Origin of the sequence: Nitrospira sp. ND1, from assembly GCF_900170025.1 — a bacterium.
Taxonomy (GTDB): domain Bacteria; phylum Nitrospirota; class Nitrospiria; order Nitrospirales; family Nitrospiraceae; genus Nitrospira_A.
On the sequence record NZ_FWEX01000006.1, the window covers coordinates 3,161,638 to 3,187,014 of the forward strand.

The following is a 25,377-nucleotide window of genomic DNA, read 5'->3' on the forward strand; positions in this document are numbered from 1 at the left end:
TCCCATGTACATCTATAAAGTCGGTGTGGTGGGTGCCGGTACCATGGGCGCGCAGATTGCTGAAGTGGTGAGTTATGCCGGAGTGCCGGTGCTGCTGGCAGACATACAGGAATCACTGGCCAGGAGAGGTGTCGAATCCGTGCGGGCGATATATCAAGCCCGCGTGGACAAAGGCAAGATGACGCCTGAGCAGCTGGAAGAGAAAATGCTGCTGGTGACGGCCTCGCCGAACCTCGAGGCTCTCAATGATGTCGATCTGGTGATCGAGGCGGTCTCAGAAGAGGTCACGCTGAAACAGCGCGTGTTCCGCGAACTGGACCGGGTCTGTGCGCGAAGTGCCATCCTGGCGAGTAACACCTCCGCGCTCTCCATCTCGGCCATCGGGGCTTCAACCACGAGGCCCGGTAAGGTGCTCGGACTTCATTTTTTCAATCCTGCCTATGCGATGCCGCTGGTGGAGGTCATCCCCGGCCTGGCCACCGATCCCCAGACCGTCGATGATGTCGTCGGTTTTGCCGAAAGTCTCCGCAAGACGCCGGTGATCGTGAAGGAATGCGCAGGTTTCCTCGTCAATCGCCTGCTCTCTCCCTATCTGAATGAAGCCGTGTGGTGCTTCCAAGACGGCGATGTGTCCATCAAGGAGATCGATCAGGACATGGTGGCATTCGGCATGCCGGTCGGCCCATTCATGCTGCTGGATACCGTCGGGCTGGATATTGCGTTCGAGGTCGCGCGCATTCTCCACCGATCCTACGGGCCCCGGATGGCGCCGGCGCCGCTCCTCGAAGCCTTGGTCAAGGCGGGGCGATGGGGAATCAAATCAGGGCGGGGGTTCTACGAGTATTCGGAGGGCGAGGAACGGAGCGGCGATCAGGACCTCGATACTCTGCTGCAGCAAGTGCGGCAGGGCGGCGGGCAGACCAGGATGGAATGGACCAAATTACGCCCTCTCCTCGCCATGGTGAATGAGGCTGTGACTGCGTACCAGGAGGGCGTCGCGTCGGCGCGAGATATCGATCTGGCGATGGTGGCGGGAACAGGATTTCCCAACGAGAAGGGAGGACCGCTGCATGTTGCCGACCAGCTTGGGATCGACCATGTGTTGCATGAACTGGAAGCATTGCGGGATACGCTGGGCGTGCGCTTCTGGCCGGCGCCGATGTTGCGCCGAATGGTTGACGCCGGCTTCACCGGACAGCTCGCGGGACGAGGGTTCTTTGCCTATTAACGCTCTTGTCGGCGGGGCAGGATTAGTATGCTCGTCCCTTTCCCGATCGCATCCATGTGGGAATACCCACCATTCAATGCTGTGAGGCTCATATGACGATGACAGCCGGTTCGATGCTTTCTTGCACTGTCGAGGGGGCGGTGGCCACTTTGTTGATCAACCATCCTCCCGCTAACACCCTGACACCTGAACTCCTTGCCGAGCTGAGCACGACGTTCGACCAGGTTGCCAAGGACGAAGCGGTCAAAGTGGTCGTGTTGACCGGCACGGGTCGATTCTTCATTGCCGGGGCAGATATTCGAGTCTTGGCCTCGATCGCTTCGTCGAAGGAAGGGGAGGCCATGGCTCTGCAGGGCCAGGCCATCTTGGATCGGATCGAAGGGGTTGGAAAACCGGTGATCGCTGCCATCAACGGGATTTGCCTGGGGGGAGGATTGGAATTGGCCCTGTGTTGCCATATCAGGCTTGCCGCGGAAGGGAGCCGATTGGGCCAGCCGGAAATCAATCTGGGGATCATGCCTGGATTCGGCGGCACGCAGCGACTTGCCCGGATCCTCGGGCAGTCGAAAGCCATGGAGCTGATCCTGACCGGTGAGCCGATCTCGGCGCAGGAAGCAAAGACGATTGGGCTCGTGTCGCAGGTCGTTTCCCCTGAGGATCTCCTCCGTCAGGCTCAGGGGTTGGCGCGCACGATTGCCTCGAAAGGCCAGATGGCGGTGCGCGCGTCGCTTCGGGCGATCCGCCAGGGTGTCGAGCTGAATCTTCATGACGCCCTGGCCTTGGAAGCGCGCCTGTTCGGAGAGTTGTGCGACACGGCGGACAGACGAGAAGGCCTGTCGGCGTTTCTGGAGAAGCGGCAGCCGCATTTCATGGATCGATGAATGGCCGTTGTGCCGTTGAGTCGATGTGGAGCCCACGATGGCACCGACTTTCAGCAAGCGGGCCCTGGCGTTGGGCGGAGGTGGCTTCACCGGCTACCTCTTCGAAATCGGCGCGTTGACCGCCTTGGACGATCTCTTCGAGGACGGTGTGACGATGAACGATCTCGATCTGTATGTCGGCGTGAGTGCCGGAGCGGCGGCGGCGTCACTGTTGGCCAATGGAGTCAGGCCGCAGGAGATTCTGGACACGAATCTGTCCGGCGCCAGACCCTACTACTTCGATCATCATAACGTGTTTTCTCCTGCCATCGGCGAGGGGCTGAAGACGGTGTGGCGGGTGACCCGGCAACTCGTTCCGCTGCTGAAGCTCTATGTGCGTCACTATGGAGAGATGACGTTCATCGATTTGCTCGATAAGGCGCAGGATGCGCTGCCGAGCGGTATTTACACGCTGGAGCCTTTTGCGAAGTATCTCGAGGCGATCTTCAAAGTCAAAGGGTTGAGCAACCGGTTCGCCGGACTCGCCAAGGAACTGTACATCCCGGCCATCGATTTGGAAACCGGCGATGGCGTTCTGTTCGGCGACGAGGATTGGCGGGACGTTCCGATCTCACGTGCCGTGACGGCCTCCTCCGCAGTGCCGATTTATTTCTGCCCGGTCCGGATCCAGGGCCGGGACTACATCGATGCCGGCATCGGTCGCATGGCCTTCTTCGAGATCGCCGTTCAAAAACACGTGGACTTCATGATCATGATCAATCCGATGGCACGCGCTCCGCAGGCTCGGTCACGGCGGGCGCAGCCGGCCGTCGGCAAGCCCGGAAATCGATTGCGAGACAGGGGCTTTTTGTCCATCGGGGAACAGGCCTCCCGCATCAATTTCGACGCGCGTTTCTCGCAAGCCTTGGAGCGCTTCCAGCAGGACTATCCGGAGAAGGAAGTGCTCGCCATTTCGCCGGTGGAAGCCGATGCGCTGCTGTTCGAACGGAGTTTTCTGAGTTACGACGACCGGATCCATCTCCTTCGGGCCGGATATGTGGCGGTGATGACGCTGGCACGGGATCGGTGGGAGGACCTGTCCGCGCAGTTCTTGCGCCATGGTCTGGTGATGTCGCGGGCCAGGTTCGAGGACCGCGCCGGGCGGCGCCTCGCGCGGCTCGATGAAGTCGCGAGGTTTGCTGATCCGAACACCCTTCAGCCCATGGTCGGACCGGCACGCATCGGCGGTATCGGCGCGGCCTGGCGCAAGGCCAAGTAAGCAACGCCGCAGAGGTACGTATGACGAACGGAGCAGAGATGTTCAAGGGGTCGCTCGCGGCAGCGGAAGCCGCCCGCGACACGCGTGCCTATTCAGGATTTATTGCAGGGTTATTCGAAGGAGTCGTTCGGAGATCGCTGTTTACCTCTGCATCGATTCCGGCGATGAGCGGGGATGCGAAGGAATTTCTCGACACCCTCCGCCTGCTGCTGATCGAGAAGGTAGATCCGGAAGCCATCGATAGAGAAGGCGCGATCGGCGAAGAGGTGATCGAGGCGTTCAGAGCGATCGGCGCCTTCGGGATCAAAATCCCGCGCAGCTACGGCGGGTTGGGGCTTTCGCAGTCGGAGTATCACACAGTGGCGACCCTCCTCGGCAGTCATGACGCGGCGACCAGCGTGTTGCTGTCGGCCCACAATTCGATCGGAGTGGCGGAACCGGTCAAGCTGGTGGGAAATCGTGAGCAACAGCAGCGGTTGCTGCCTCGATTGGCACGGGGAGACATATCCGGATTTGCGCTGACGGAAAAGAGTGCGGGGTGTGATATCTGGGATCTCAAAACCTACGCGATTCCTGTTCATGAAGGCGGCGTCGTGGTGGGCTATCGGCTCACGGGTGAGAAGTTGTACACGACGAACGCGCCTCGCGAGGATCACGAGTTCCTGGCCTCACTCCTTGTCGTCATTGCTCAGATCGTCACGGTGCCTCAGGACGTCGACCGTCCCAAGGAAGAGCGGCGATTCGGGGCGTTTGTCGTGGAGACGCAGTCTGCGGGGTGCCGCTGCACGCGTCTCAACTTTATGGGTGTTCGAGGCATCTATAATGGGCAGGTGCATCTGCGCGATGTTTTTGTGCCGGTGGCCGACCGGCTCGGAGAGGAGGGCGAAGGTCTGCGGCGCGCTTTGGAGAGTCTCACGGTCGGACGATTGACACTGCCTGCCGCCTGCCTGGGCAGTCTGAAACAATGTCTCTGGTTGGCTCGGGCTCGCGCGCAGCAACGTATTCAGTACGACCGCCCGATCGGTGAGCATACGGATATCGGTTCCAAAATTGTTCTGATGGCTTCCCGCGTGCTCGCGCTCGAGGCCATCGTGAAGATCACGGGAATCTGGACCGATGCCAAGGTGGATGTACGGCTGGAGTCGGCGGCGGCGAAAGTCCTCGCGACTGAGTGGCTGTTGGAGTCGTTGCTGGATCTGTTCCGCATCTACGGCGGGCGCGCGTTTGAGAGGCCCGATTCGTTGCGTCTCCATGGGGACTTGCCGGTGCCGATCGAACGGATGATCCGGGACGCGCTCATCAATGTGATCTGGGAAGGGAGCAACGGTATTCTGACGTTGTGGATTGCGCGGGAAGGACTCGGCGAATATGTGACGCAAGGCAGGGCTTTTCTGGAACGCGGGATCGAGGACATGGCTCAGGCTGTGCCATTTTTCGCGAGAATCTCCGCGCGAGCCTTCAATCCGATTGCCTTTCTTGGGCGAGGTGTGCGATCGGGGGCTGATGCGGCTCCGTGGGAGCGGTTTGTGTTTGAAGAGAGTCGTGCGCTCGCGCGGAAATCCCTGTGGGCCAGTGTCCGTCACCGACAGGGGCTCGCGCGCAATCAACGCTTGTTGAGACGTCTGGTGACAGCCGGCCTGCAGCTATTTGCCGTGGAAGCCTTGTTGTGGTACGGATCACAGCCGGAAGTCCGGGAGCATGCCTTGTCGCGGGCGCTGGTTGAAGATTTCTGTCTGCGAGTCAAAGAAACATTTCATCCCACCCCGTTGCTCTCTCTGACGACGCCCTTGTGGGATGACGATCGGAGGTTGTTTCATCTGGCCAAAGACATACTTGCGGGCAAGGCCGGATGGTTGGAGGAGGGCATCATCCCGTCCTGCCCGGGCGGGCGAACCGGTGTTGCCGAACCGGCCGGTGTGGTGACGGGCGCTTCGGTGGAGACCTGGTCAGGGATTTGAGGCGGAGATGAGAGTGGTTGTTGCTTCCCAGTATTCATGTTCAACGGAGTCTCTATGACGGAAATTTCCGGGTACTTCGAGGCGATTAAAGACCGCTACGCGTTGACCAGTGATTATACGCTGGCCGAAAAGCTTGGTATTGCACAACCGGATGCCAACTTGATGCGGCGCGGGCTCAAGGTTCCCAAACCAGAGCTCTGCATCAAAATCGCGAAGCTGCTCGACAGAAATCCGGTGGAACTTCTCCTGATCGCGCAAAAGGACAAGGCCCCGAAACAGGCAAAAGAATACTGGACCCTGGCGCTGACGGCCGTGGATGTCATGTTGCATGTGCCGAAACGTCCCCGGTATCTCCCGAAGAAGGTCGAGGCAATCGGCAGGGAATTGAAACAGCTGGAGTCACAAACCCTGACCTATGAAGGCGCCGCCGCCAATGCCGAGGCGGTCCGTCTGATGGAGACGGCGGAGCAGTCCGTCGACGCGATGATGGAACGGTGGAACATTTGGAAGAAGGGGGAAGCCCTGTATCCCAACTATCTGTTGGCGAATCAGGCTGCCGCGCGGCGCCAGGTCAAAATCAGACGCCTCCTGATCCTCACTCAGGCGCAGATGCAGGACAGCATGACGGTGTCCGATGCGGTGAATGTCATGGACGATCAGCAACGTGCCGGCGTCAAGGTATTCTATGCGTTTCGGGAAGCGCTGGTGCAGTCACCCACCTTTCAGCGGCTCGAAGAGGATTTCAGGATACACGGCGCTGCCGAAGACATGAATACGGCGATGTTCGATCGGGAAATTTTGATCTTCTCGCAAACCTACGGCACGGTCCCGCTCGGCATGGTCGGCACGCCCACGCCCATCACCATGATCAATCGGCTTCAGATTTCATGGAAACCGGAGATGATCCGGGACCTGGATCCGGCCCCGCTGTTCGATATGACCCGCTATGTGTTCGAGTATGAGGGGGTCGGTTCATTCCGGGAACAGCTGGCCCGGTTCACGCGGTCGATGCGGGAGCTTCCCCGCCGAGCCGTCTAGCAGGCTGCGGAACAACTCGATTGTCGTGCAATACGGTGTGATCAACTCGTGTGCCGTGTCGGTATCAGCATCATCCGCAGGATGCGCATAAAGGCCGTCCCCTCGTCCGTTGTTCGTGAAACGTCGTTCGTCTCTCGGCCTCAGAAAAGAGCGTATGGCATAGAGCGCATAGCCTATGGTCAGAAATCGGGAGTGGGCGTCCGTACTCTCAGCTATACGCCACCAGCCATACGCTCTGACCCTGACGAGATACGCTTCACGATTCACGGGTGTCGCGCATCCTGCTAGAGTCACGCCCGCCGCATCCATCCGATATCACCCCACATGACCGACGGCCGTATCGTGCCGCAGGCCGAGCCATGCGCTCACCCATAGTGGGCTGCGGGCGTTCAGACCTGAAACGCAAGGTCTCTCCCGCCGGCCTTCTCTCCGCCGCCCCCTCACGAATCTCCCTTATGAGGATCGACTTCACCCGCACGAAAAAACTTTTCGAGGCAGGAGTATTTTAATTCGAGACATGTTATAAGCAGTTCCTTCGCAGGTAAGACTCTCCAAAGAGATACGTATCGCGCGGCTGTCTCATTGTCGCACAGGTACGGTTCTCCCGAGGAGAGGCACATGGGCGCAACAAGAGACATCGCGCGGATGCAAGGGCAATGAGGGTGGTCTGGATTGTTGCGGGCAGGGGGACAGCCACGCTGTGCCCCGTCATCAAGAAAGAGGGGAGGCCTTGATGGCTGGCGTGAAGAAGTCGGTGGGGCAGGAAGCAGGAATGACGACGTCGGCTGGTGCGGGTGGGGCTGTGTCGGGTGGCTCATCCCATCCTCGGAAGCACTGGCAATTGCTACGGCGATGGCGTCGCACATTTGCGAGTGTGACGGCTCTTCTATTGCTTGGCGCGCTGGCATTGCCGGCCTATTCGCAGACCGGCTCGCAACTCGGTCCGTTGCCCCCGAAATTGCCCCAATTGCCTGTCGTCCCGCCTCCCGCGCAGCCTCCCGCTATTGAGGTGCCGGCACCCCGCCCCCCAAGTGCGCTCGATCAGGCGGCGAAGGGGCCCAAGATCATGGTCAAGGATATCCGGCTGGTCGGCAATACCGCCTTTACGTCGCAACGGCTTTCTGAAATCACCACTCCCTACACGAATCGAGAGTTGACGGCGGAAGATTTAGAATCGTTGCGCCTCGCCCTCACCTCTTATTACGTCAACCACGGCTATTTGACCTCCGGTGCGGTGGTGCCAGAGCAGGATGTCGCGGACGGCACCCTGACCATGCAGATCATCGAAGGAAAAATTACGCAGGTCAACGTCGAGGATACCAAGTGGTTCCGGCCCTCCTATTTTCAGAGCCGCGTCAATTTGGCGGCCGGCCCTCCGCTGCATGTGGAAGCGCTCCAGGAACGGTTGCGCGTGATCCAGGCCAACCCCCGCATCGAACGGATCAATGCCGAATTGTTGCCGGGCGCCGCCATTGCAGAAAGTACGCTGAATATGAAAGTGAAGGAAGCCAACCCGCTCAAGGCCTGGTTGGAATTCAACAACTATCAGTCTCCCGTGGTCGGCGCGGAGCAAGGCTTCGTGACGTTGGCGCATCAGAACCTGCTGGGCTTCGGCGATACGCTGAGTTTGCAATACGGGCGGTCGGCCGGGGTGAACCCGATGCTCAACTTTAAATACGAAATTCCGGTAGGCCCGCGTGACACCACCGTCGCGTTGCAATATCGCCGGTTCGATTTCGGGGTTGAGGAAGCGCCGTTCGATGCGTTGGATATCAAGAATAAGGCTCAGATTTTCGGGCTGTCGGTCAGACATCCCGTCATCCGGACGGCCGACCAGGAGCTGGCCTTTTCCCTCACGGGCGAACATGCCCGGAATGAAAGTACGTTGGGCGGGAATCCGTTCGAGCTCATCACCGGGTCGCCGAACGGGAAGTTCCGCGTGACCTCGCTCCGCTTCGGTCAGGAATATGCCCGGCGTTCTGCCGATCAGGTGATTTCTCTGTTATCACGTTTCTCCGTCGGTGTCGGAGCGATGGGGGCGACTGCCAATGGTGATCCGAATCTGCCGGATGCCCGTTTCTTCTCTTGGTTGGGCGAAGCCCAATGGATCCGCCAGCTCCCCTTGTGGCGGACGCAATTGGTGAGTCGAGGCGTGGTGCAATTGTCCAACGACCACCTGTTCCCCCTCGAACAGATTGCGGTCGGTGGCCGGTACAGCGTGCGTGGCTATCGGGAGTTCACGTTGATTCGTGACAATGCCGCCATGTTGTCGATTGAGGCGCGGGTTCCGGTATATACGACGAAGGCCGGTGTGGATTCAGTCTTTCTCGCGCCCTTTTTCGATTTGGGGCATGGCTGGCAAACGACGGCCCAGACGCCCGGTACCCCCCCGAAAACATTGGCGAGTCTGGGTGCCGGCGTCATCTGGAATTTTTGGCGCGGGAGTCATTTCGAACTCTATTATGGAAAACAGTTGAAGCGGTACGATACCGACCGCAACAACCTGCAGGATCACGGCATCCATCTGCAGCTGGTGGTTGAGGCGTTCTAGGGGCGAATGGCCAGGGCCGATGGATGGTGTCCTACATGTGTCGTCTCACGGAGTAAGGGGTTATGCGTGTTGAAGTTGTGCACCGTTTAGGGTAAGAGAGGAGGCCTTCCTCTCTTATCACACGAGGAGAATTACCATGACGTGTCGCCCCGCAGGTCTGCCGCTGTTCATTCATGGGTTGCTCGCCGTCCTGATGCTTCTGGGCCATACGGGGTCGATCGCCTACGGACAGGCCACGAACATCGTCGCGACCCCCTCCGGGCCTGGCGGTCTGGGTACATCTCTGAGCACTTCGGGCAATACCACGAACATTACCGGCGGAACCAGACCGGGAAGCGGTCCGAACCTCTTTCACAGCTTCAATCAATTCTCCGTCGGCACGGGGGATGTGGCGGCATTCGTGAATCCCGGCGGCGTGTCCAATGTCATCAGTCGGGTGATCGGAGGATCGCCATCCAACATTAATGGTACGGTTCAGGCGCTCAACGCGAACCTGTTCTTCATCAATCCTTCCGGGATCGTATTCGGCCCCAGCGCTTCACTGAACGTGTCCGGGTCCGCCTACTTCAGCACGGCTCAGCAATTGCGTCTGAGCGATGGCGGAATCTTCACGGCCAACACCGGACTCCTGGCCTTCGACTCGACCTTGTCGGTCGGTTCACCTGTTTCCTTCGGGTTTTTCGGCCAGGGCCCTTACGGTTCGATCGTCTTATCTTCTGCCTCGACAGTGCTCCAGACCGGGGCCGTACTCGGCTTGATGGGGGGCGGGATTCAGATCAACGGATCGAAAATCAGCGCGCAGCGAGTTATTCTAGGGAGTACGAGCTCGGCCGGCGAGATGAGTGTCCAGCCATTTGTCGGCAATCCTTTTTCCGGCGCGTCAGGAAACGGACAGGTTCAAGCCCTTCCCGGGACTCTGATTGTTGCGGGTGGCGGAGGAGTGATTCCCGCCTCTATCGATGTGACTCCGAATGTGAGCGTGCCGACAGGAGCGCAGGTCAACACGACGACGAATCCGTTGAATCAACGTGTGACGCAAATCCAGGTCGTGGGTGTGAATCTTGGCGGGCTTCCGCCTCTTCCTACAGCGAATGCGGCAAGTGTGAATACGGCTAATCCCGTCGAGCCTGTGGCGTTCTTGAATCGCGCAGCCATCGTACTTCCTCAGGAGGCTCCGGCCCCACCAGCCCCCTTATTGACCAGTCGGTGCGCGGCCCGAAAAGACGGTGCATTCAGCAGCCTTGTGCAAGCCTCGCGCGACGTTACGCCGTCGCAACCAGGTGCGTCTCTGGCGGCGCCTGTGGTGCTGGAGGAGGTCGGCAGCGAAGGCGAGCCGGGCACTCCGGCGACACAAACAGCACAGAGACTGGGTCAGTCGACGGCACAACTTATGGAATCATGGCAGGGGTGCTAGCTCCCCCAAGGAGGACGTCATGCCTACGAAGCGTAACATGGTCACTCGGCGCGGCATGAAGCGGAGGCATGGATCCGCTGGTCCCTCCGCCACGCGCGCGCTTTCCTCGCCGTTGACGATGCTGGGCGTCGGGGTGCTTGCGTTGAGCGGATTGGCCTGGCCTGTGAGCGGGATCGCGATGGAATTATTTGGCGGTTCGGGTGCGTCGTCGATCTCGCCTTCGCAAGAAATGAGACAGGGGACGACACAGTTTCAGCAGGGTGCGTTTGCCCAGGCCGCCGCGCACTGGATGAATGCTGCGCGCGGGTATGAAGAGAGTGGACAGGCAAAAGAGCAGTGCCAGGCGTTGATCAACCTCGCGCACGCGCTTCAGCAGGAAGGACAGATCCGTCGCGCGCAAGGCACGTTGCAAGCCGCGCTCAAACTCTCGGAACAGAATGGTGAGCGTGGCCTCACGGCGACGATTCTCGCTCAGCTCGGCAACACCTTTCACGTGCTCGGGAAAGACGAACCCGCCACCGAACATTTGACCAGAGCCTTGACGTTGGCACGTGAGGAGAACAAGCCTCTGTTGGTTGCCGGGGTCCTGAACGATCTGGGTAATGCTCTGACGGCCCGTCGGCAGTTTGCCGAAGCGATCGACGTCTATGCGGAAAGCCGGAGCCTTGCCATTGAGACCAAGCAGCCGGCACTGGCGGCTACGGCCCAAATCAACGGCGCGATGGCCTTGCTCCAGAACCAACAACTGAGTGAAGCGCATCGTCATTTGGATCAAGCCTGGTCGGATGTGCGGTCGCTGGGGGATGGTCAGGCGAAGACTGCCGGTCTATTGAATATCGGGCTTGGATACCAGGAATTGTTCGCCGCCACGACTGCGAAATCAGGCGTCGCCAGGAAATCGGATGCGGGGAAGGGCCGCGCGACGGAGGCGGTTGCTTCCGCCGGGCTGGGAGCCGGCCTGTTACGGCAATCGTCCGATGCCTTTATCGCGGCCGGTGAAGTGGCCGGACGCATCGGCGATGCGCGTGGACAATCGTACGCCTGGGGCTATTTGGGTGGATTGCTGGAGCAGGAGCATCGCAATCCCGAGGCGTTGGAGTATTCACGGAAGGCCACCTTCGCAGCTCAAAAGGTGAACGCGCCGGAATCGCTGTACCGTTGGCAATGGCAAACGGCGAGGCTGTTGCGTGCGGACGGCAAAGAAGAAGAAGCACTGGCCGCGTATCAGCGTGCCGTGACGCTGCTGAAGCCGATTCACTACGAATATTCCGTGGGGTATCAGGGACGGCACCACTCGTACTACGAGTCTGTTGCGCCGCTGTTTGTGGAGTATGAAGATGTCTTGTTGCGGAGAGCGGCGGCGGCGAAGACGCCCGACCAGAATGAACAGTTGCTTGTTCAGGTGAAGGATACGGTTGAGGTCTCCCATGCGGCCGAGCTGCAGGATTATTTCCAGGACGATTGTGTGACGACGGTCGCGAGTCATCGAGGCGTCGGCACGTTGGCGCCCGGCACCGCCGTGGTGTATCCGATTTCTTTCCCGGACCGGCTCGAACTGCTCCTGGAAACTGCCAATGGGCTTAAGCAGGTCAGGGTTCCTGTGGCGGGAGAGAGGCTGACGAAGGAAATTCGTTCGTTCAGGCGGCTGATCCAGGATTCCCAATCGCAGAACTACCTGTCTTCCGCGCAGACGTTGCATGGGTGGCTGGTTGCGCCTCTTCAGCAGGATTTGCAGGGAGCCGGGATTCATACGCTCGTGATGGTGGCCGACGGGTCGCTCCGGACTATTCCAATGGGGGCCTTGCATGATGGGCGGCATTATCTCGTGGATTCGCTTGCCGTGGCCGTCACGCCGAGTCTGGCGTTGACCGATCTGAGTGTTGCCCAGCGCCGAAAAGGCAGTCTGCTGTCGGTGGGCCTGACTGAATCGGTCGAGGGCCTGTCTGCTCCGCGGTACGCGGAGTCCGAAGTACAAGCCATCAGAACGCTGTATGGCGGGAAGCTGCTGATGAACAAGCAGTTCTCTGCACCGTCTCTGGAGGAAGAGATCAAGGACCAGGGAGTGGGGATCGTTCATGTGGCGTCCCACACAGTCGTCGGCACCGAGGCCAGAGATTCGTTTGTGCTGGCTCATGACGGCAAGATCACGATGGACCGGTTGTCGCAGCTGGTGGGTCTTCAGCAATACCGGCAGCAGCCCTTGGATCTGTTGACGCTCAGCTCCTGCGAGATTGCTGCCGAGGACGATCGTGCGGCGCTCGGGTTGAGTGGTGTGGCCGTCAAGACAGGGGCGCGGACGGCTTTGGCGAGTTTGTGGACGTCGGATGATGAAACGACCACGGAACTCGTGTCGGAATTCTACAGGCAATTGCAGGATCCCGCGCTGTCAAAGGCCGTTGCGTTGCAACGGGCCCAGCAAAAGATTCTTTCCCAGCGCGGTCACACGCACCCCAGCTTCTGGGCGGCCTTCCTCTTGATCAACAATTGGATGTGATCGGGGCAGGATTCAAGGGCCTCTCGTCAAAACGATAACAAGCCATCGATCCTGTATCGATGGCTTGTTCATTGGCGCGAATCAGGAGTGAGGAGAGCGCTGCCGGAGACGGCACACGGCCCTGGGGGAGAGGGGGAAAGGCTAGAGCTTTTTCCCGGTCATGATTTCGTAGGCTTCCTCGATCGTCCCCACTTCACGCACCAACACATTCGATTCGAGGTTCAGGCTGACTCGATTGACTCGCGGGGCATAAAACTGCCCTCGCGGCACCAGCAGTACGTGGTAGCCAGCCCTCGCCGCCGCCGTCGTTTTTTCAGCCACCTGCGCGACTTGTCCGATCCGGCCATCGCCTTCCAGCGTACCGGTGATCGTAATGTCCTGTTTCAGGTGGTCACCTTTCAGCAGGGCGAGGAAACCGATGGCCAGGGCGGCTTCTGCGGTCGCTCCCTCCGCGTTCAATGGCCCGGAAAATGTCGCATAGAGGGACAAGGTTCCGGTCGGACGGACGGATGGAGCCAGGCGTTCGACGGCAAAGCGAAAGGCCCGCTGAATGGAACTCATCCCGGTCCCTCTGACAGGAACATGACTCCGCCCCCACCGCAATGACAATGGATCCGGTTGGCTTCCTTCATCCCATTTCATCACAAATGTCGGGAAGCCGACTTGGTCGTCAGTGTAGGTGGCGATGGAGATGGGGACTGTGAGGGTTCGACTTGCAGAGGCAGCAGAGGGAAGCAATGAAAGCAGGGCAGTCAGGGAGAGGATGACTCCCGCAACCATGCCTGAAAATGTGCCGCTTCTGGGACATGTTGTTCGCGCGCGCATGAATTAAGTCTAGATGAGGATGCTCGATTGTCAAATCGACCCGGCGCCGTCATTGTGTGCAGTGAGAGCGTGCGGGAATGAGTGGGGTAAGTATCCGAAAACACTCATCTCTTTTTCTGAATTCTAGAATTACCTACTGAAATGCGTGAGGGGGCGGGTCATCCGGACCCATGATGCCTCTTGCCTCAGGCGCGTGATATTCTTGCGTCTTGCTCATCCGCTCGCCCGGGCATGTATGGCAGTCGGTGCTGCGTGGAGAACAGAACGTATGGCCGTGCAGGGACCGATTGTGATCACCGGAGCGTCCTCCGGAATTGGTGCGGCGTGCGCGCGGTATCTCGATGCGTTGGGGTTCACTGTATGGGCGGGTGTCCGGAGCACGCAGGACGGGGAGGCGCTGACACGTCTGACCTCCTCACGACTTCGTGTGTTGATGCTGGACGTGACGGATCCGGCGTCGATCGAGGCGGCCCGCAAGACGTTGGCCGAGGCTACGCGTGACACGGGACTGGCGGGTCTCGTGAACAATGCCGGTATTTCCGTCGCCGGCCCCCTGGAACTCCTGCCTCTCTCAGAGGTGCGAACTCAGTTTGAAGTGAATGTGATCGGCGTCCTTGCGGTGACCCAAGCACTGCTCCCATTGCTGCGGCTGGTGCGCGGGCGGATCGTCAACATCAGTTCGATCGCCGGCCTTGCGGCCACGCCGTTTCTCGGCGCCTACTGCAGCTCGAAGTTTGCGTTGGAGGCGATGAGCGATGCGCTACGGCTCGAATTGGCGCCGTGGGGCATCTCGGTGTCGCTGGTCGAGCCTGGTGCGATCCAGTCGCAGATATGGCAACGGGCTACGATGTCGGCCACGCGCACCCTCGGCGGTGTCGAGCCGGAGGCACTCGCTCTGTATGCTCAGCCGTTGTCCCGGATGCAGGAGGTGATGGCCGCCGCCGCCGCGCGCGCGATTCCGGCCGAGGTGGTGGCACGGGTGGTGGCCGACGCATTGATCGCCGCGCGACCACGTGCGCGTTATCTGGTCGGCAAGGATGCGCGATTCAGAGCCATGCTGAAATGGATCTTGCCCGATCGCGCTCAAGATCGCCTGTTGGCCTGGTTTCTAGGATTGCCCCACCGGGGCTAGATGGAGTAAGTCAGACGGAATATCGAGTGCGGCGGGGGAAGAACGGGTTATGCCTGAAGCAGGATTGGTGCGATCAGCGGGAGGCGTGGTGTTCCGGCAACAGGATGTGTTGCTGATCCGTGTGTCCGATATCAAGGGGCGTCCCGTCTGGTCGTTCCCCAAGGGCCGGCTCGACGCCGGGGAAACGCCTGCGCAGGCTGCGTTGCGTGAGGTGTTGGAAGAAACCGGATGGTGCTGTCGAATCGAGGCGGACCTCTCCACGACCGAATATTGGTTTCAGCGGGAGGGGCGGCGGTTCCGCAAGACGGTCGTGTGGTTCAAGATGTCGGCGCTTGAAGAGGCGGGAGTCCCCGACGGAGAGGTCGAGGAGGTGCAGTGGGTCGATCGCGAAGTAGCACTCGGCCGTCTGACGTATCCATCGGACGTGGCGTTGTTGTCTCAAGCGCTTTCCCAGGGGCCTTCCTCCCGATAGCCGCAATGGTCTGCGTGCGAGACGGGTGTGAGATGCGATCGCTTGAAATGACTCGGGTGTTTCGGTCAGCCTGAGCCCACCTGTCTGCCTTGACATGGCCGGCCCCCTTTACTAGACTCGCCACGAGAGTGACTTTGTGCCTCGCCTTGCAAGGCAGTGCTCTGCAGAGACGCGCCTTCCCTCACGAGCCGTTTTCTCCGGACGAACGTCAACCAGTGGCGCGTTGATCCGTATTCCCCCATCGTTCACCCGAGGGCCCGCCTGTGTATAGTCTGGCTCGCTTTTCCCTGTTGGAAATGACCGAATGCTCTGCCGTGTTGCGTCAGCTTGGCGAGCAATCGAGTTCGCTTCAGGATGCCGCATCGCGAGCGGTGGACTATCTGTTCCGCACCCTCGGCAATCCCGACACAGGCGCTCGCGACTGTGTCCTGGTTCGCTGCTTCAAGACCGTTTCCTACAACCGGTTGAATCCGATGACCCAGCAGAGGGTTCGGGAACAGCTCGGGGGCATCGCTCCGTTCCCCGACCTCAAGTGTTTCACGCTCATGGCCACGGCCGGTGAGGAGGCGGAGTGGAATCAAGTCGAGCGTTCCCATCGCTACCGGGCGATTCCGATGGTCAGCGCCGATTTCGTCAAACAGTTTCCGATGTTTTCCCAGCTGTTGCACCAGTTCGGCCTTTCCTCCAGCTTTGATGTGGCTCCGGAGGGGGAGTGGTTAGTGGATCTGGAGGAGAAGACGTACAACGTATTTTATGTGCCGGACGCGGTGGGGAGCCCCTATGTGCCGGTGCAGGAAGGGTTTGTGCTGAAGTACGGGGTGAAATCGGTGTTGTGTTTCGGTGGGATGTTACCGTCCCGAGATCTCTTCGTCGTGGTTTTATTTTCCAGAACACCGGTGCCCCGTGACACGGCAGCCTTGTGCAAGTCGCTCGCCCTCAGCCTGAAAACGTCGTTGCTGGCTTGCGACGAGACCGTTCCCTTGGAGGCCGGTGTCGATGCGCACTCGTCGTCGGCTCCGGTGTTCGGCGCACCGGAGCAAGGGGCCGGCCTCCGGCATCAGTCCCGCTTGGCGGTGGCCGAACAATTGCTACGGGTCTATGAAAATGCGGTCCGGACGCAATCGGCGGGAATTGCGCAGGCGAAACAGGCCCTTTGGGAGCGCGCTAATGCGCTTGAGCGATCTGAACAGGCGTTGAGTGAGCAAACCAGGATCGTGAACTCCGTCCTGCGGAGTATGGGCGACGGGGTTGTGGTGACCGATGCCGAGGGGCAGCTGGTCGTTGCCAATCCGGCGGTGGAAAGTATTCTGGGCTTTTCGCCCTTTGACATTCCTCTGACGGCATGGGCTGAACGGTATGAGTTTTTTCATGCGGACACGGTGACACCGTTCGGGCAGGATGAGTGGCCGCTGGCGCGCGCGCTGCGAGGCGAAAAAATCGACTGGCTCGAAGTCTACCTACGGGCCTCGCAGGGTATGCCGGGCCGCTGGATCAGCATCAATGCCAGGCCGATCAAGGATGAGGCCGGTGTGCTCTCCGGGACCGTGGTGGTGTTTCACGACATTACGTGGCTCAAGCGGGCGCAGGATGCCTTGTTTGAATCGGAATATCGATTCCGGAGTTTGGTGGAAGGGGCGCGCGATATCATCTTCACGCTCTCGGCGGACATCACGATTACCTCGCTCAACCCGGCTTTTGAGACGGTGACCAACTGGTCGCGTTCGCAATGGATGGGGGAGCCGCTCGTTGCCCTGCTGCATCCCGATGACGCGGGTTTCTGTCAGGATGTGTTGCAGGCGATTCTTGAACGCGGGGCGCCGCTGACCTGTTCGATGCAGATCAGCACGAAGCAGGGCGGGTACGTCACTGGAGAGTTTGTCGGGACTCCGCAAATGCGACAGGGCCGTGTCATCGGGGTCTTGGGCATCATTCGTGATGTGACCGAACGCCGCCGGATCGAGGATGCGCTTCGCGTCAGCGAGGAGCGGTTGCGCTCCATTGTGCAGTCGACGAAAGACGCCATCGTATTGGTCAATGCGCTCATGAAAGTGGCGTTCTGGAACAAGGGTGCTGAAGCGACCTTCGGCTATTCGGCCGAGGAAATCATCGGTCAGCCTGTGACGATGATCATCCCCGAGCGGTACCATGAGGAATTGGAACGGAATGTTCAGCGGGTTCGATTGTTTGAACGGGTGCAGCTGACGAGCAGGACGCTGGAACTCTTCGGCCGTCGGAAAGACGGCGGCGAATTTCCCCTCGAGCTGAGTGTGACCTCCTGGAAGGGGAAATCGGATCTCTTTTTTACGATCATCATGCGCGATATCAGTGAGCGGCGATCGGCGGAAGAGGAACTGGATCGCCTGCATCATCACAACCAAGTCGTTCTCAATTCAGCCGGGGAGGGCATTTACGGGATCGATCGGGACGGGCGGCTGACGTTCGTCAATCCGGCGGCGGCGAAAATGTTCGGCTGGGAGGCGGAGGCATTGATCGGCCAGCCCTTTTCTACGTTGGTTCACCGTCCCGACTTCCGTGAGGGAGCTTCCGGTGAACGCCTCAGTCCCATTGTGGAGACCATTCAGGGCGGGGAGATTCGGGAGGAGGCGGACAGCCGGTTCTGGCGAAGAGACGGAACCAGTTTTCCGGTGGAGTATGTGAGTACGCCGATTCGGGAGCGGGGGGACATCGTCGGGGCGGTCGTCGTATTCAAGGATACGACGGATCGGAAAAGGGCTGAGGAGCAGTTGCAGGACTCATTGCGTCGCCTGCGCAAACTGTCGGGGCGGATGGAGGGGATTCGAGAAGAGGAACGCGGGCGAATTGCACGTGAGTTGCATGATGAATTGGGCGTCGGCCTGACCTGTCTGAAGATCGATCTGTCCCGCCTGGGTGGATTGCTGGGGGAGCGGTTGGAGCCCCGGGATCGCGCAAAGGTCGACGAAAAAATTCGAGGCATGAAGGAGCAGGTGGATAGTACCATCACCTCTGTGCAACGTATCGTGGCGGAGTTGCGCCCCGGCGTGCTCGACGATCTTGGCCTGGTCGCGGCCATCGAATGGCAGTGTCGCGATTTCCAACGCCGCACCGGCGTTGCCTGTCACTGCACCGTCAGTCATGAAGATTTGCGGGTGGACCCGGAACATGCCACCGCGGTTTTTCGGATTTGCCAGGAGGCGCTGACCAACGTGACCCGTCATGCTCAGGCCACGGAGGTTCACGTGCGCTTGGAAGACCAGGGCGGGGGGTTGCTGTTACAGGTCAGCGACAACGGTCGTGGCATTCCATCCGATCGCCTTGCGGATGCCAGGTCGTTCGGCCTGCTGGGGATGCGGGAGCGCGCCGGGCTGCTCGGCGGGGATGTACAGATCGAGACGAAGGAGGGCAGCGGGACGACGATCGCGCTGCAGCTGCCTCGGTAAGACGGAGGACCAGGACATGATGGAGGGCACTATGCGAACAACAGGGACCGTGCGGATACTCGTCGTCGATGATCACCCTTCGTTTCGTCGCGGTGTGAAGGATATTCTGGAAGAAGGATTCGAGGGCGCCAGCATGGCTGAGTGTGGAAATGCGCAGGAGATGCTGGACCATGTTCGCGAGCAGCCCTACGACCTCGTCGTCATGGACATCAGTATGCCGGGACGGAGCGGGCCGGAAGTTTTGAAGGAACTGAAGCAACTGGCGCCGACGCTGCCTGTCTTGATCTTGAGCATGCACCCGGAAGACCAGTATGCCATTCGTATGTTTAAGGCCGGCGCGGCAGGGTATCTCACGAAGGCGAGTGCGCCGGAAGAGCTGGTCCATGCAGCGAAAAAAGTCATGTCGGGCGGGCAGTACGTCAGTGCTTCGGTGGGAGAAGCCTTGGCGTTGACGGTCAGGACCGGGGTCGACAAGTTGGCCCATGAACGGCTGTCGGACCGGGAGTACGAAGTGCTCTGTCTGATTGCTTCCGGACAGACCGTCAGTGACATTGCCGAAAGTATTCATCTCAGCGTGACGACGATCAGTACGTATCGAGCGAGAATTCTGGACAAAATGAATTTGAAAAATAATTCCGAGTTGACGCGCTATGCGTTGCAGCATGGGTTGGTCGTATAAGGGAATGGGGCCGGCTGCCACGCGCATGTCGTTATAACCATGACGTTGAGTCACTGTCTATTTGTGACACAGGAATCGCACCTCTGCCGATAGCATCCTCCTCTTCTCGGGCCTATCCTCATCTTCATGCAGAAGCCGTGGATCTCCACTACGACGACATTGCTTGCGGTCTTTGAGGCTGCGCAGGGACAGGGATCGGCAGAGCGGTCTGGTATTGATCGCCGAACCGGGTCCTTTCGCCCGGGTTGGCCCGGCATCCTCACCGGATTGACCGCCGTGGAAGCCGCGATGTTACAAGACCTCGCCTGGTGGGGTCCTCAAATGGCGCGTCGATTGACACAACTCACAGGCGTTCGAACCACAACCTAAGCCGATCCAGACGTGGGTGAACTGATGGAGCAACCGACTGGTAGAAGCGGACAGCGATCCGGGAAACGACCCACGGTCGCCGTGGTGTACGAAGACGTCACGACCGGCTACAAGTGTGCCGATTGGTTTGCGCTGCACGGGTACCAAGCCACCATGACGTCGGCAGTCCATCACCTGGAGCGCAACCTGAAGGAACTTCGTCCGGATGTGATTGTGGTGAGATTGTCGTCCGCTCCGACGCCGCTGCACAGTACCGTACCCAGACTCAAAATGACCTGCCCGCAAGTGCCGATTATTGCGATGGTGGATCAATCAACGGATGCCCTGGATGGGGTGGCTCCTGATCTGACCAAGGCTTTCGGTGCTGATGTCTTTATGTGTGATTCCCTGGATCCGCCGTCGCCGCCCTCGTAGTACGCCTCCACGCCTGACTTGCTCAGACACCGCCTAGCATAGACAGTGCGACGATGGTCAGCCGTCCCATCGTGCCAGTGTCTCACCAGCTGAAAGGAGTCGAATCGTGGCGAAACCCAAGGTATTTGTTCTCACAGATGATCAGGCAGCCGTTGCCGCCGTGCGCAGCTCGATCGAGAGCGAGTGTGAGGTGTTCGTGGCCGCATGGGATCGGACGGCGGTGGTTCAGATCCACGAACAGGCCCCGTTGGTCGTGCTTCTGGATTTGGGGTCCTCGTCCGATCCCGTTGTCGAGGAGCGTGTGCGGGTTCTGCAGGAAGTGCGACAAACCGGGCATGCCGGAAAGGTCATCGCCTGCACGGAAAGGACGGAGCGCCGCCTCGCCGTCCGCGCGATCCAGTATGGAGCCTACGACGTGTTGTCTAAACCGCTGGATATCACCCTTCTGGCACAACTCATCCGGCGGGCTGCGGGAGTGGCTGATCTGGAGCGAGAGGCCCGAGGCGTCATGGTTGGAGGAGGCCCTGAAGAATTCAGCGGCATGCTCGGCACCAGCGCCAGCATTCACCGTATCTTCGACGCCATACGAAAGGTTTCCACGAACGATGCACCGATCTTGATCACCGGGGAGAGCGGCACCGGTAAGGAGCTGACGGCGCGCGCGATTCACGAGAGAGGGTTACGGCATCAGGGACCGTTCATTCCCATCAACTGCGGGGCGATTCCAGAAAGTTTGCTGGAGTCGGAACTTTTTGGGTACGAACGTGGAGCCTTTACGGGAGCGGTGAGCCAAAAGAAAGGCAAGGTTGAATTCGCTCAAGGGGGGACGCTTTTCCTCGACGAAGTGGGCGAACTCCCGAATGCCTTGCAGGTGAAGTTATTGCGCTTTCTCCAGGACCACACGTTTGAGCGGGTGGGCGGGCATCAGCCGATAGAAATGAACGTGCGAATCATCGCCGCGACGAATGTGAACCTGAAGGAGGCCATTGAAAAAGGAACGTTCCGCGAGGACCTCTATTATCGGCTCGGGGTGGTCCATATCAATGTGCCTCCGCTTCGGGAGCGCGGTGAGGATGTGTCGCTGATGGCCATGGCGTTCCTGCGTCAGGCGGCAGCGCACTATGGTAAACATCTGGAAGGTTTTACCCGCGAAGCGCTGGAGGCGATGCGTGCCTATGCCTGGCCGGGAAATGTGCGTGAACTGTCGAACAGGGCCGGTCGTGCGGTGGTGATGGCGGAAGGCACGCATGTGACTCCGGCGGATCTCGATATCCCGCATGAGGTGGCGCGACCGGACGGTAGCTCGATTTCGCTCAAGGTGAATCAACAGCGGATCGAGACCGATCTGATCATGAAGGCCTTCACGCTGTCGCAGGGCAACTTGAGTCGAGCCGCTCAGGAATTAGGGATTAGCCGTTCGACGTTGTATAGACGGCTGCGTCAGTACGGGATGGACCGGACGCTTGATGCGCGGCGAACCCTCGAGGTGTTCCCGCGCGCCTCGCTGTCAGAGCACTGAGGATATGGCGGCAGGTGGAGCCTGATCGTGGTTGTGTGTGCCGTGTTGAGGCAGCTCTGTCAGTCTCGCCGGTCGAGCGAGCGCGCAGGTGCGTAAAACCGTTGACCGTCGTACGGGTATTTGGTACATACAACAGTCTACGATCACCGCCGACCTTGCTGTTCTCCGAGGCACTGATCCTCATCTCGGCTTGTGGCCCATCCTGTGACAATGGTCCGCGTGAATTGTTTGTTTCACGCATCTCAGGTTGAGAAATCAATGGGCGCAGCCTCGTCGGCGAGGTGCTGAAGGCGCGAAATGGCACGTATGTTTTCGAGGCAGAGTCAATCGATGGTTTCCGATGCACCAGCCCTCTTGAGCCGGCGCGGATTGTTGCGCGCCGCTACGGCCGGGATGGCGCTGGCTGTGGTTCGCCTGGCCCTGCCGTCGGTGACGTGGGCGTCACGGTTACCCGATGGCCGGGTGAGTTTGTACAATCTCCACACCGATGAACGGTTGTCGGTGACGTACCGGGACGAGACAGGCGCGTATGATCAGGACGCGCTCAATGCGCTCAATCATTTTCTGCGTTGCCACCATACGAACGAAACCACCACGATGGATGTGCAGCTCATCGAATTCATCAATCTTGTCCAAAAGCGGGTCGGCGGCCGTCGCGAAGTGCATATCGTATCCGGTTACCGGTCCCCCGAATATAACGCGCAGCTCATCAGAATGGGCACGCGTGCGGCGCGTCACAGTTACCATGTGTCGGGGCAGGCTGTGGATGTGCAGATTCCCGGTGTGCCGCTGCGGACCTTGCGTGAGGTGGCGTTACGGCTCGGTTGTGGCGGGGTGGGATATTACCCGCGTGGCAAGTTTGTCCATCTCGATTCAGGTCCCTTCCGTCACTGGTAACGACCAGTTCTTGCCGTTCCCTTTTCGTTCACGGCGCTTCTCAGAGCATCACCGGATCGCCTGCTCTCGGTGTATAGGTCCGATCACCTGCTGGCATGAGGGGCATTCCTGCTATTCCCATGACCCCATGGCCCCGTCGTGATAGGGTGCTTCTGGATGTCGTCTCTAGCGCATTGCCGTCTGTTTCCCGAGCACGAGCGGAGGCTGCAGGACATGGCGGACTGAGATGGGCCGAAGCGGAAGTGATGGCAACCATGGGGACTGCCGGTGAGGGGGGCTGAATGATGAAGGTATCTAAGGGCGATATCGTTTCAGTCGAGTACACCATTCGCCTGGACGATGACCGTGTGATTGAAACAACCGTTGGTGAGGTGCCGCTGAGCTACACCCATGGGCAGAATGAGATCTTACAGGGACTGGAAGCCGGGCTTGATGGAATGGAGCGTGGAGCGGCCAAGGTCATCACCGTTGAGCCGGTCGATGCCTATGGAGAGATTCACCCCGAGGGATTTTTTGAAGTGCAGCGAGAACGTGTTCCGGCGGAGGCGCAGCGGATCGGAACAAAGTTGGAAACGACGGCTCCGGATGGCCGAGTGGTATTCCCTTATGTCGCCGAGATCAGGCCGGACGTCATTGTGCTTGACCTCAACCACCCGCTTGCCGGACGGACGTTGCGGTTCGATGTGAGAGTGGTGGATATTCAGCGTGGTGAGCGCCAGCTTGTCGCGGGGGGAGCGCGAGGAAGCGAGAAAGAGACTTAACCGACCAGGTCCGGGTTCATGCGGGCCATAGACTGGACCGATGTGGCTTTGATTTCGTTATACACAATGGCGCGGCCGGCCTGACGAAGACGACTGAATATCCCTTCCACCACCACGTAATCACCTTCCCGCACATCTGCTTTTCCGAGGCCTACAACTTTCACCGTTCCTGCGGTGTCCTGCAGGAGAAATCCGAATGCCGGGTGACCGTCACGATTGGTGGCGAGCTGAAAACTGCTTACGCGCCCGCTGACGGTGACGACTTGATGATCATAGTGATCGGGGTGGGCCAGGAGTTCTGTGACTTCGACTAAGGCTGCGGCATATGGGACACCGACCGGCAATGCCCAAGCCATCATCGTCAACGTACCGAGCAGACACAGGGTGCCAATGGCGGTAGGCCGGAAAGACCGTCTGTCTCTACGTTGCAGCATGATAGTTGGATTATACAAAATTCACTCCAGGCTGAGAAGGAGGACGTGAAAAAACTTTTCTGAACAACTGGGACGATGCGCAACCAGTGTCGTAAGCAGGCGCCGGCGCGCTGCCAGAGCACGCGACTATCGCCGCAGATCGTCGTGCAACTCACCCATAAAGCTTGTCAGCACATGCTGTTTCATCTGCCCGACTTCTTCCACGACCGGTTGGGCGGCTTCATCGGGCAGTGCCAAGGATTCCTTGCTGATCGGGGTCGTACGGGTCACCATTTCCTGCTCGAGCGCATCCGGGCTGGTATCGATTTCGGACAGTACTGCCATCAGGCGTTGCAGGCCGAAGAGCGAGCGGGTATTTTCAGAATGGACGGCATTCGAACTGGCGCCATGAACGAGTGACAGCCAGAATTTCCCTTCGAGATCCTCCCCCAGGGTGCCCCACGCGAAGGTTCGAAGCTTCTCCACGAGCGCATCTTCGGTCCGCTCTAACCCGTCATACTGCGCAATGGATCGCTCCACCGGTCGTTCCCCCAGCACGGCGAGGGTTTCTTTCCAGAGGTCAAGTGGCGCAGTCGCCGGAAGGTCCTTTGCCGACGACCGTTGGAGAGAATTTTGAACGGCCTGAAGGTACTGGTGGAGATGTTTGACCTTCCTTGCGGCGAGACTTCCGGCCGGAATGCCCCAGATATGCCCGATTTCGTGATCCTGCAAGGGCGCGGCATTAATCGATTTCCATTCCCGTTCCGAGAGTTCGAACCGTTTCCGGTACTTGTCCAGCAAGCGCAGCTGCGTCTGGACCTCAAGGCCGAGCCGGGCTTCCTGGTACGCTTCGGCAGAAATGTCGTCTTCATCCCATCGACGGTTCAAGAGCCGGATCGCCGGCTTGGGAACTGCAGCACGGGCCTCTTGTTTGAGGGCAGTCACAGCTGCAGCGTCCACCTTATACTGTGTGAGCAACAGGTCCGACCCGGCGCGAATCAACCCCTCGGCGAGCGTGATCATGCGCTTCATGGCTTCCATCTGGAGCCAGAGCCGTTCTCGTCGCAACCGGACCCGGCGGCGATATTCGTCGCGGCGGCTCGTCACATCGCGCAGCGCGTCCTGTTTCACAACTTGGTGGATCGGTTTCGAGCCCGCGACGCAACGTGGATCGGGCCGATCAGCCGCGATGTGGGTGATTTCCTCCTCCGTGATATCGAAATGCTGCAACAGCAGCAGCTTGAGCATGATGCGGCCCTGAATCGGGGCCTGCTCGATGGTCGAGGCGATCAGTTCTGGGGTGAGCAAAGCGGTCATAGTGTGGCCCCTCGTGCGACGTAAAAGGTTCGCTCAGGCCGTGCCCTGATGGCTGTTTTCAAGGTAGACCGCGACATATTCACGGATTTCCTGGATGCTGCCGTTCGCAAACAACTCACGAGGAATCTCGACCCGCACCAGCTTGGCAGGGTCGACGCCCCGGTCGATGGCATATTCTTCGTCGATATACAGAGTCACGGAACCGTCAGGAAAGCGGATGGCATAGACCGCGCTGTTTTCGGCCATGGAGGCTGCTCCGTCTGATGTTGTGGAACGGTATGGCTATTACAGGTAACACAGCCCCAGCCCGAGTGTCAAAACGCGTCGGGGGTTCGAAC

The 25,377-nt window shown here is 59.5% G+C and carries 20 protein-coding genes; 16 read left to right on the plus strand and 4 right to left on the minus strand.

All coding sequences use genetic code 11. The features are described 5' to 3' along the window. Positions 1 to 4: 4 nt before the first annotated feature. The 8 genes from NSND_RS19545 (at position 5) to NSND_RS19580 (ending at position 12,822) form a co-directional block, all read left to right on the plus strand. A complete protein-coding gene (locus NSND_RS19545; RefSeq protein WP_080880585.1) occupies positions 5 to 1,228 on the plus strand; it encodes a 3-hydroxyacyl-CoA dehydrogenase in 1,224 nt (407 codons plus the stop codon). 92 nt (positions 1,229 to 1,320) lie between these two features. Beyond that, positions 1,321 to 2,109 carry an enoyl-CoA hydratase gene (locus NSND_RS19550; RefSeq protein WP_080880586.1) on the plus strand — a complete coding sequence of 263 codons (789 nt, stop codon included), beginning with the start codon at positions 1,321 to 1,323 and terminating at the stop codon, positions 2,107 to 2,109. 37 nt (positions 2,110 to 2,146) lie between these two features. Then, positions 2,147 to 3,367 carry a patatin-like phospholipase family protein gene (locus NSND_RS19555; RefSeq protein ID WP_080880587.1) on the plus strand — a complete coding sequence of 407 codons (1,221 nt, stop codon included), beginning with the start codon at positions 2,147 to 2,149 and terminating at the stop codon, positions 3,365 to 3,367. 20 nt (positions 3,368 to 3,387) lie between these two features. After that, a complete protein-coding gene (locus NSND_RS19560) occupies positions 3,388 to 5,325 on the plus strand; it encodes an acyl-CoA dehydrogenase family protein (RefSeq protein ID WP_080880588.1) in 1,938 nt (645 codons plus the stop codon). Positions 5,326 to 5,379: 54 nt separating this feature from the next. Further along, on the plus strand, positions 5,380 to 6,363 hold the full coding sequence (locus NSND_RS19565) for a hypothetical protein (RefSeq protein WP_080880589.1): 984 nt from the start codon (positions 5,380 to 5,382) through the stop codon (positions 6,361 to 6,363). A 733-nt stretch (positions 6,364 to 7,096) separates the two neighbouring features. Next, complete coding sequence (locus tag NSND_RS19570) at positions 7,097 to 8,914, plus strand: ShlB/FhaC/HecB family hemolysin secretion/activation protein (RefSeq protein WP_235000317.1); 1,818 nt, start codon at positions 7,097 to 7,099, stop codon at positions 8,912 to 8,914. Between the two features lie 136 nt (positions 8,915 to 9,050). Next, positions 9,051 to 10,328 carry a filamentous hemagglutinin N-terminal domain-containing protein gene (locus tag NSND_RS19575; protein ID WP_080880590.1) on the plus strand — a complete coding sequence of 426 codons (1,278 nt, stop codon included), beginning with the start codon at positions 9,051 to 9,053 and terminating at the stop codon, positions 10,326 to 10,328. A gap of 19 nt (positions 10,329 to 10,347) precedes the next feature. Continuing rightward, positions 10,348 to 12,822 (plus strand): CHAT domain-containing protein, encoded by a 2,475-nt coding sequence (locus tag NSND_RS19580; RefSeq protein ID WP_080880591.1) that lies wholly within the window; start codon positions 10,348 to 10,350, stop codon positions 12,820 to 12,822. A gap of 141 nt (positions 12,823 to 12,963) precedes the next feature. On the opposite strand, the gene NSND_RS21380 is transcribed toward NSND_RS19580, so the two are convergent. Next, positions 12,964 to 13,383 (minus strand): S16 family serine protease, encoded by a 420-nt coding sequence (locus NSND_RS21380; protein WP_159450903.1) that lies wholly within the window; start codon positions 13,381 to 13,383, stop codon positions 12,964 to 12,966. Between the two features lie 532 nt (positions 13,384 to 13,915). On the opposite strand from NSND_RS21380, the gene NSND_RS19590 reads away from it, so the two are divergent. From NSND_RS19590 to NSND_RS19625, 8 genes are all read left to right on the plus strand, one after another. Then, positions 13,916 to 14,779 (plus strand): SDR family oxidoreductase, encoded by an 864-nt coding sequence (locus tag NSND_RS19590; RefSeq protein WP_080880593.1) that lies wholly within the window; start codon positions 13,916 to 13,918, stop codon positions 14,777 to 14,779. 49 nt (positions 14,780 to 14,828) lie between these two features. Further along, entirely contained in the window at positions 14,829 to 15,251 is a 423-nt protein-coding gene (locus tag NSND_RS19595) for an NUDIX hydrolase (RefSeq protein WP_080880594.1), read from the plus strand. Between the two features lie 263 nt (positions 15,252 to 15,514). Continuing rightward, complete coding sequence (locus NSND_RS19600) at positions 15,515 to 18,670, plus strand: PAS domain-containing sensor histidine kinase (RefSeq protein WP_080880595.1); 3,156 nt, start codon at positions 15,515 to 15,517, stop codon at positions 18,668 to 18,670. Between the two features lie 31 nt (positions 18,671 to 18,701). Beyond that, positions 18,702 to 19,349, plus strand: coding sequence for a response regulator (locus NSND_RS19605; protein WP_080880596.1), 648 nt, complete (start codon positions 18,702 to 18,704; stop codon positions 19,347 to 19,349). A gap of 381 nt (positions 19,350 to 19,730) precedes the next feature. Next, positions 19,731 to 20,132, plus strand: a complete 402-nt coding sequence (locus NSND_RS19610; protein ID WP_143833636.1) for a hypothetical protein — start codon at positions 19,731 to 19,733, stop codon at positions 20,130 to 20,132. 106 nt (positions 20,133 to 20,238) lie between these two features. Continuing rightward, entirely contained in the window at positions 20,239 to 21,651 is a 1,413-nt protein-coding gene (locus NSND_RS19615) for a sigma-54-dependent transcriptional regulator (protein ID WP_080880598.1), read from the plus strand. 297 nt (positions 21,652 to 21,948) lie between these two features. After that, complete coding sequence (locus NSND_RS19620) at positions 21,949 to 22,548, plus strand: YcbK family protein (RefSeq protein WP_235000318.1); 600 nt, start codon at positions 21,949 to 21,951, stop codon at positions 22,546 to 22,548. Between the two features lie 281 nt (positions 22,549 to 22,829). Next, on the plus strand, positions 22,830 to 23,309 hold the full coding sequence (locus NSND_RS19625; protein ID WP_080880600.1) for an FKBP-type peptidyl-prolyl cis-trans isomerase: 480 nt from the start codon (positions 22,830 to 22,832) through the stop codon (positions 23,307 to 23,309). On the opposite strand, the gene NSND_RS19630 is transcribed toward NSND_RS19625, so the two are convergent. The 3 genes from NSND_RS19630 to NSND_RS19640 form a co-directional block, all read right to left on the minus strand. After that, entirely contained in the window at positions 23,306 to 23,668 is a 363-nt protein-coding gene (locus NSND_RS19630) for an OB-fold nucleic acid binding domain-containing protein (protein ID WP_143833637.1), read from the minus strand. The genes NSND_RS19625 and NSND_RS19630 overlap by 4 nt on opposite strands. A gap of 201 nt (positions 23,669 to 23,869) precedes the next feature. Further along, positions 23,870 to 25,039, minus strand: coding sequence for a hypothetical protein (locus NSND_RS19635; RefSeq protein WP_080880602.1), 1,170 nt, complete (start codon positions 25,037 to 25,039; stop codon positions 23,870 to 23,872). 33 nt (positions 25,040 to 25,072) lie between these two features. Further along, a complete protein-coding gene (locus NSND_RS19640; RefSeq protein WP_080880603.1) occupies positions 25,073 to 25,285 on the minus strand; it encodes a hypothetical protein in 213 nt (70 codons plus the stop codon). Positions 25,286 to 25,377 lie beyond the last annotated feature (92 nt).

Bases quoted from the DNA above. Each gene is read 5' to 3' on its own strand.
- NSND_RS19620 (WP_235000318.1), top strand. From the start codon at position 21,949: ATGGCACGTATGTTTTCGAGGCAGAGTCAATCGATGGTTTCCGATGCA.
- NSND_RS19565 (WP_080880589.1), top strand. From the start codon at position 5,380: ATGACGGAAATTTCCGGGTACTTCGAGGCGATTAAAGACCGCTACGCG.
- NSND_RS19635 (WP_080880602.1), bottom strand. From the start codon at position 25,039: ATGACCGCTTTGCTCACCCCAGAACTGATCGCCTCGACCATCGAGCAG.
- NSND_RS19580 (WP_080880591.1), top strand. From the start codon at position 10,348: ATGCCTACGAAGCGTAACATGGTCACTCGGCGCGGCATGAAGCGGAGG.
- NSND_RS19555 (WP_080880587.1), top strand. From the start codon at position 2,147: ATGGCACCGACTTTCAGCAAGCGGGCCCTGGCGTTGGGCGGAGGTGGC.
- NSND_RS19545 (WP_080880585.1), top strand. From the start codon at position 5: ATGTACATCTATAAAGTCGGTGTGGTGGGTGCCGGTACCATGGGCGCG.
- NSND_RS19605 (WP_080880596.1), top strand. From the start codon at position 18,702: ATGCGAACAACAGGGACCGTGCGGATACTCGTCGTCGATGATCACCCT.
- NSND_RS19560 (WP_080880588.1), top strand. From the start codon at position 3,388: ATGACGAACGGAGCAGAGATGTTCAAGGGGTCGCTCGCGGCAGCGGAA.
- NSND_RS19570 (WP_235000317.1), top strand. From the start codon at position 7,097: ATGGCTGGCGTGAAGAAGTCGGTGGGGCAGGAAGCAGGAATGACGACG.
- NSND_RS19575 (WP_080880590.1), top strand. From the start codon at position 9,051: ATGACGTGTCGCCCCGCAGGTCTGCCGCTGTTCATTCATGGGTTGCTC.
- NSND_RS19625 (WP_080880600.1), top strand. From the start codon at position 22,830: ATGATGAAGGTATCTAAGGGCGATATCGTTTCAGTCGAGTACACCATT.
- NSND_RS19595 (WP_080880594.1), top strand. From the start codon at position 14,829: ATGCCTGAAGCAGGATTGGTGCGATCAGCGGGAGGCGTGGTGTTCCGG.
- NSND_RS19550 (WP_080880586.1), top strand. From the start codon at position 1,321: ATGACGATGACAGCCGGTTCGATGCTTTCTTGCACTGTCGAGGGGGCG.
- NSND_RS21380 (WP_159450903.1), bottom strand. From the start codon at position 13,383: ATGAGTTCCATTCAGCGGGCCTTTCGCTTTGCCGTCGAACGCCTGGCT.
- NSND_RS19590 (WP_080880593.1), top strand. From the start codon at position 13,916: ATGGCCGTGCAGGGACCGATTGTGATCACCGGAGCGTCCTCCGGAATT.
- NSND_RS19640 (WP_080880603.1), bottom strand. From the start codon at position 25,285: ATGGCCGAAAACAGCGCGGTCTATGCCATCCGCTTTCCTGACGGTTCC.
- NSND_RS19630 (WP_143833637.1), bottom strand. From the start codon at position 23,668: ATGATGGCTTGGGCATTGCCGGTCGGTGTCCCATATGCCGCAGCCTTA.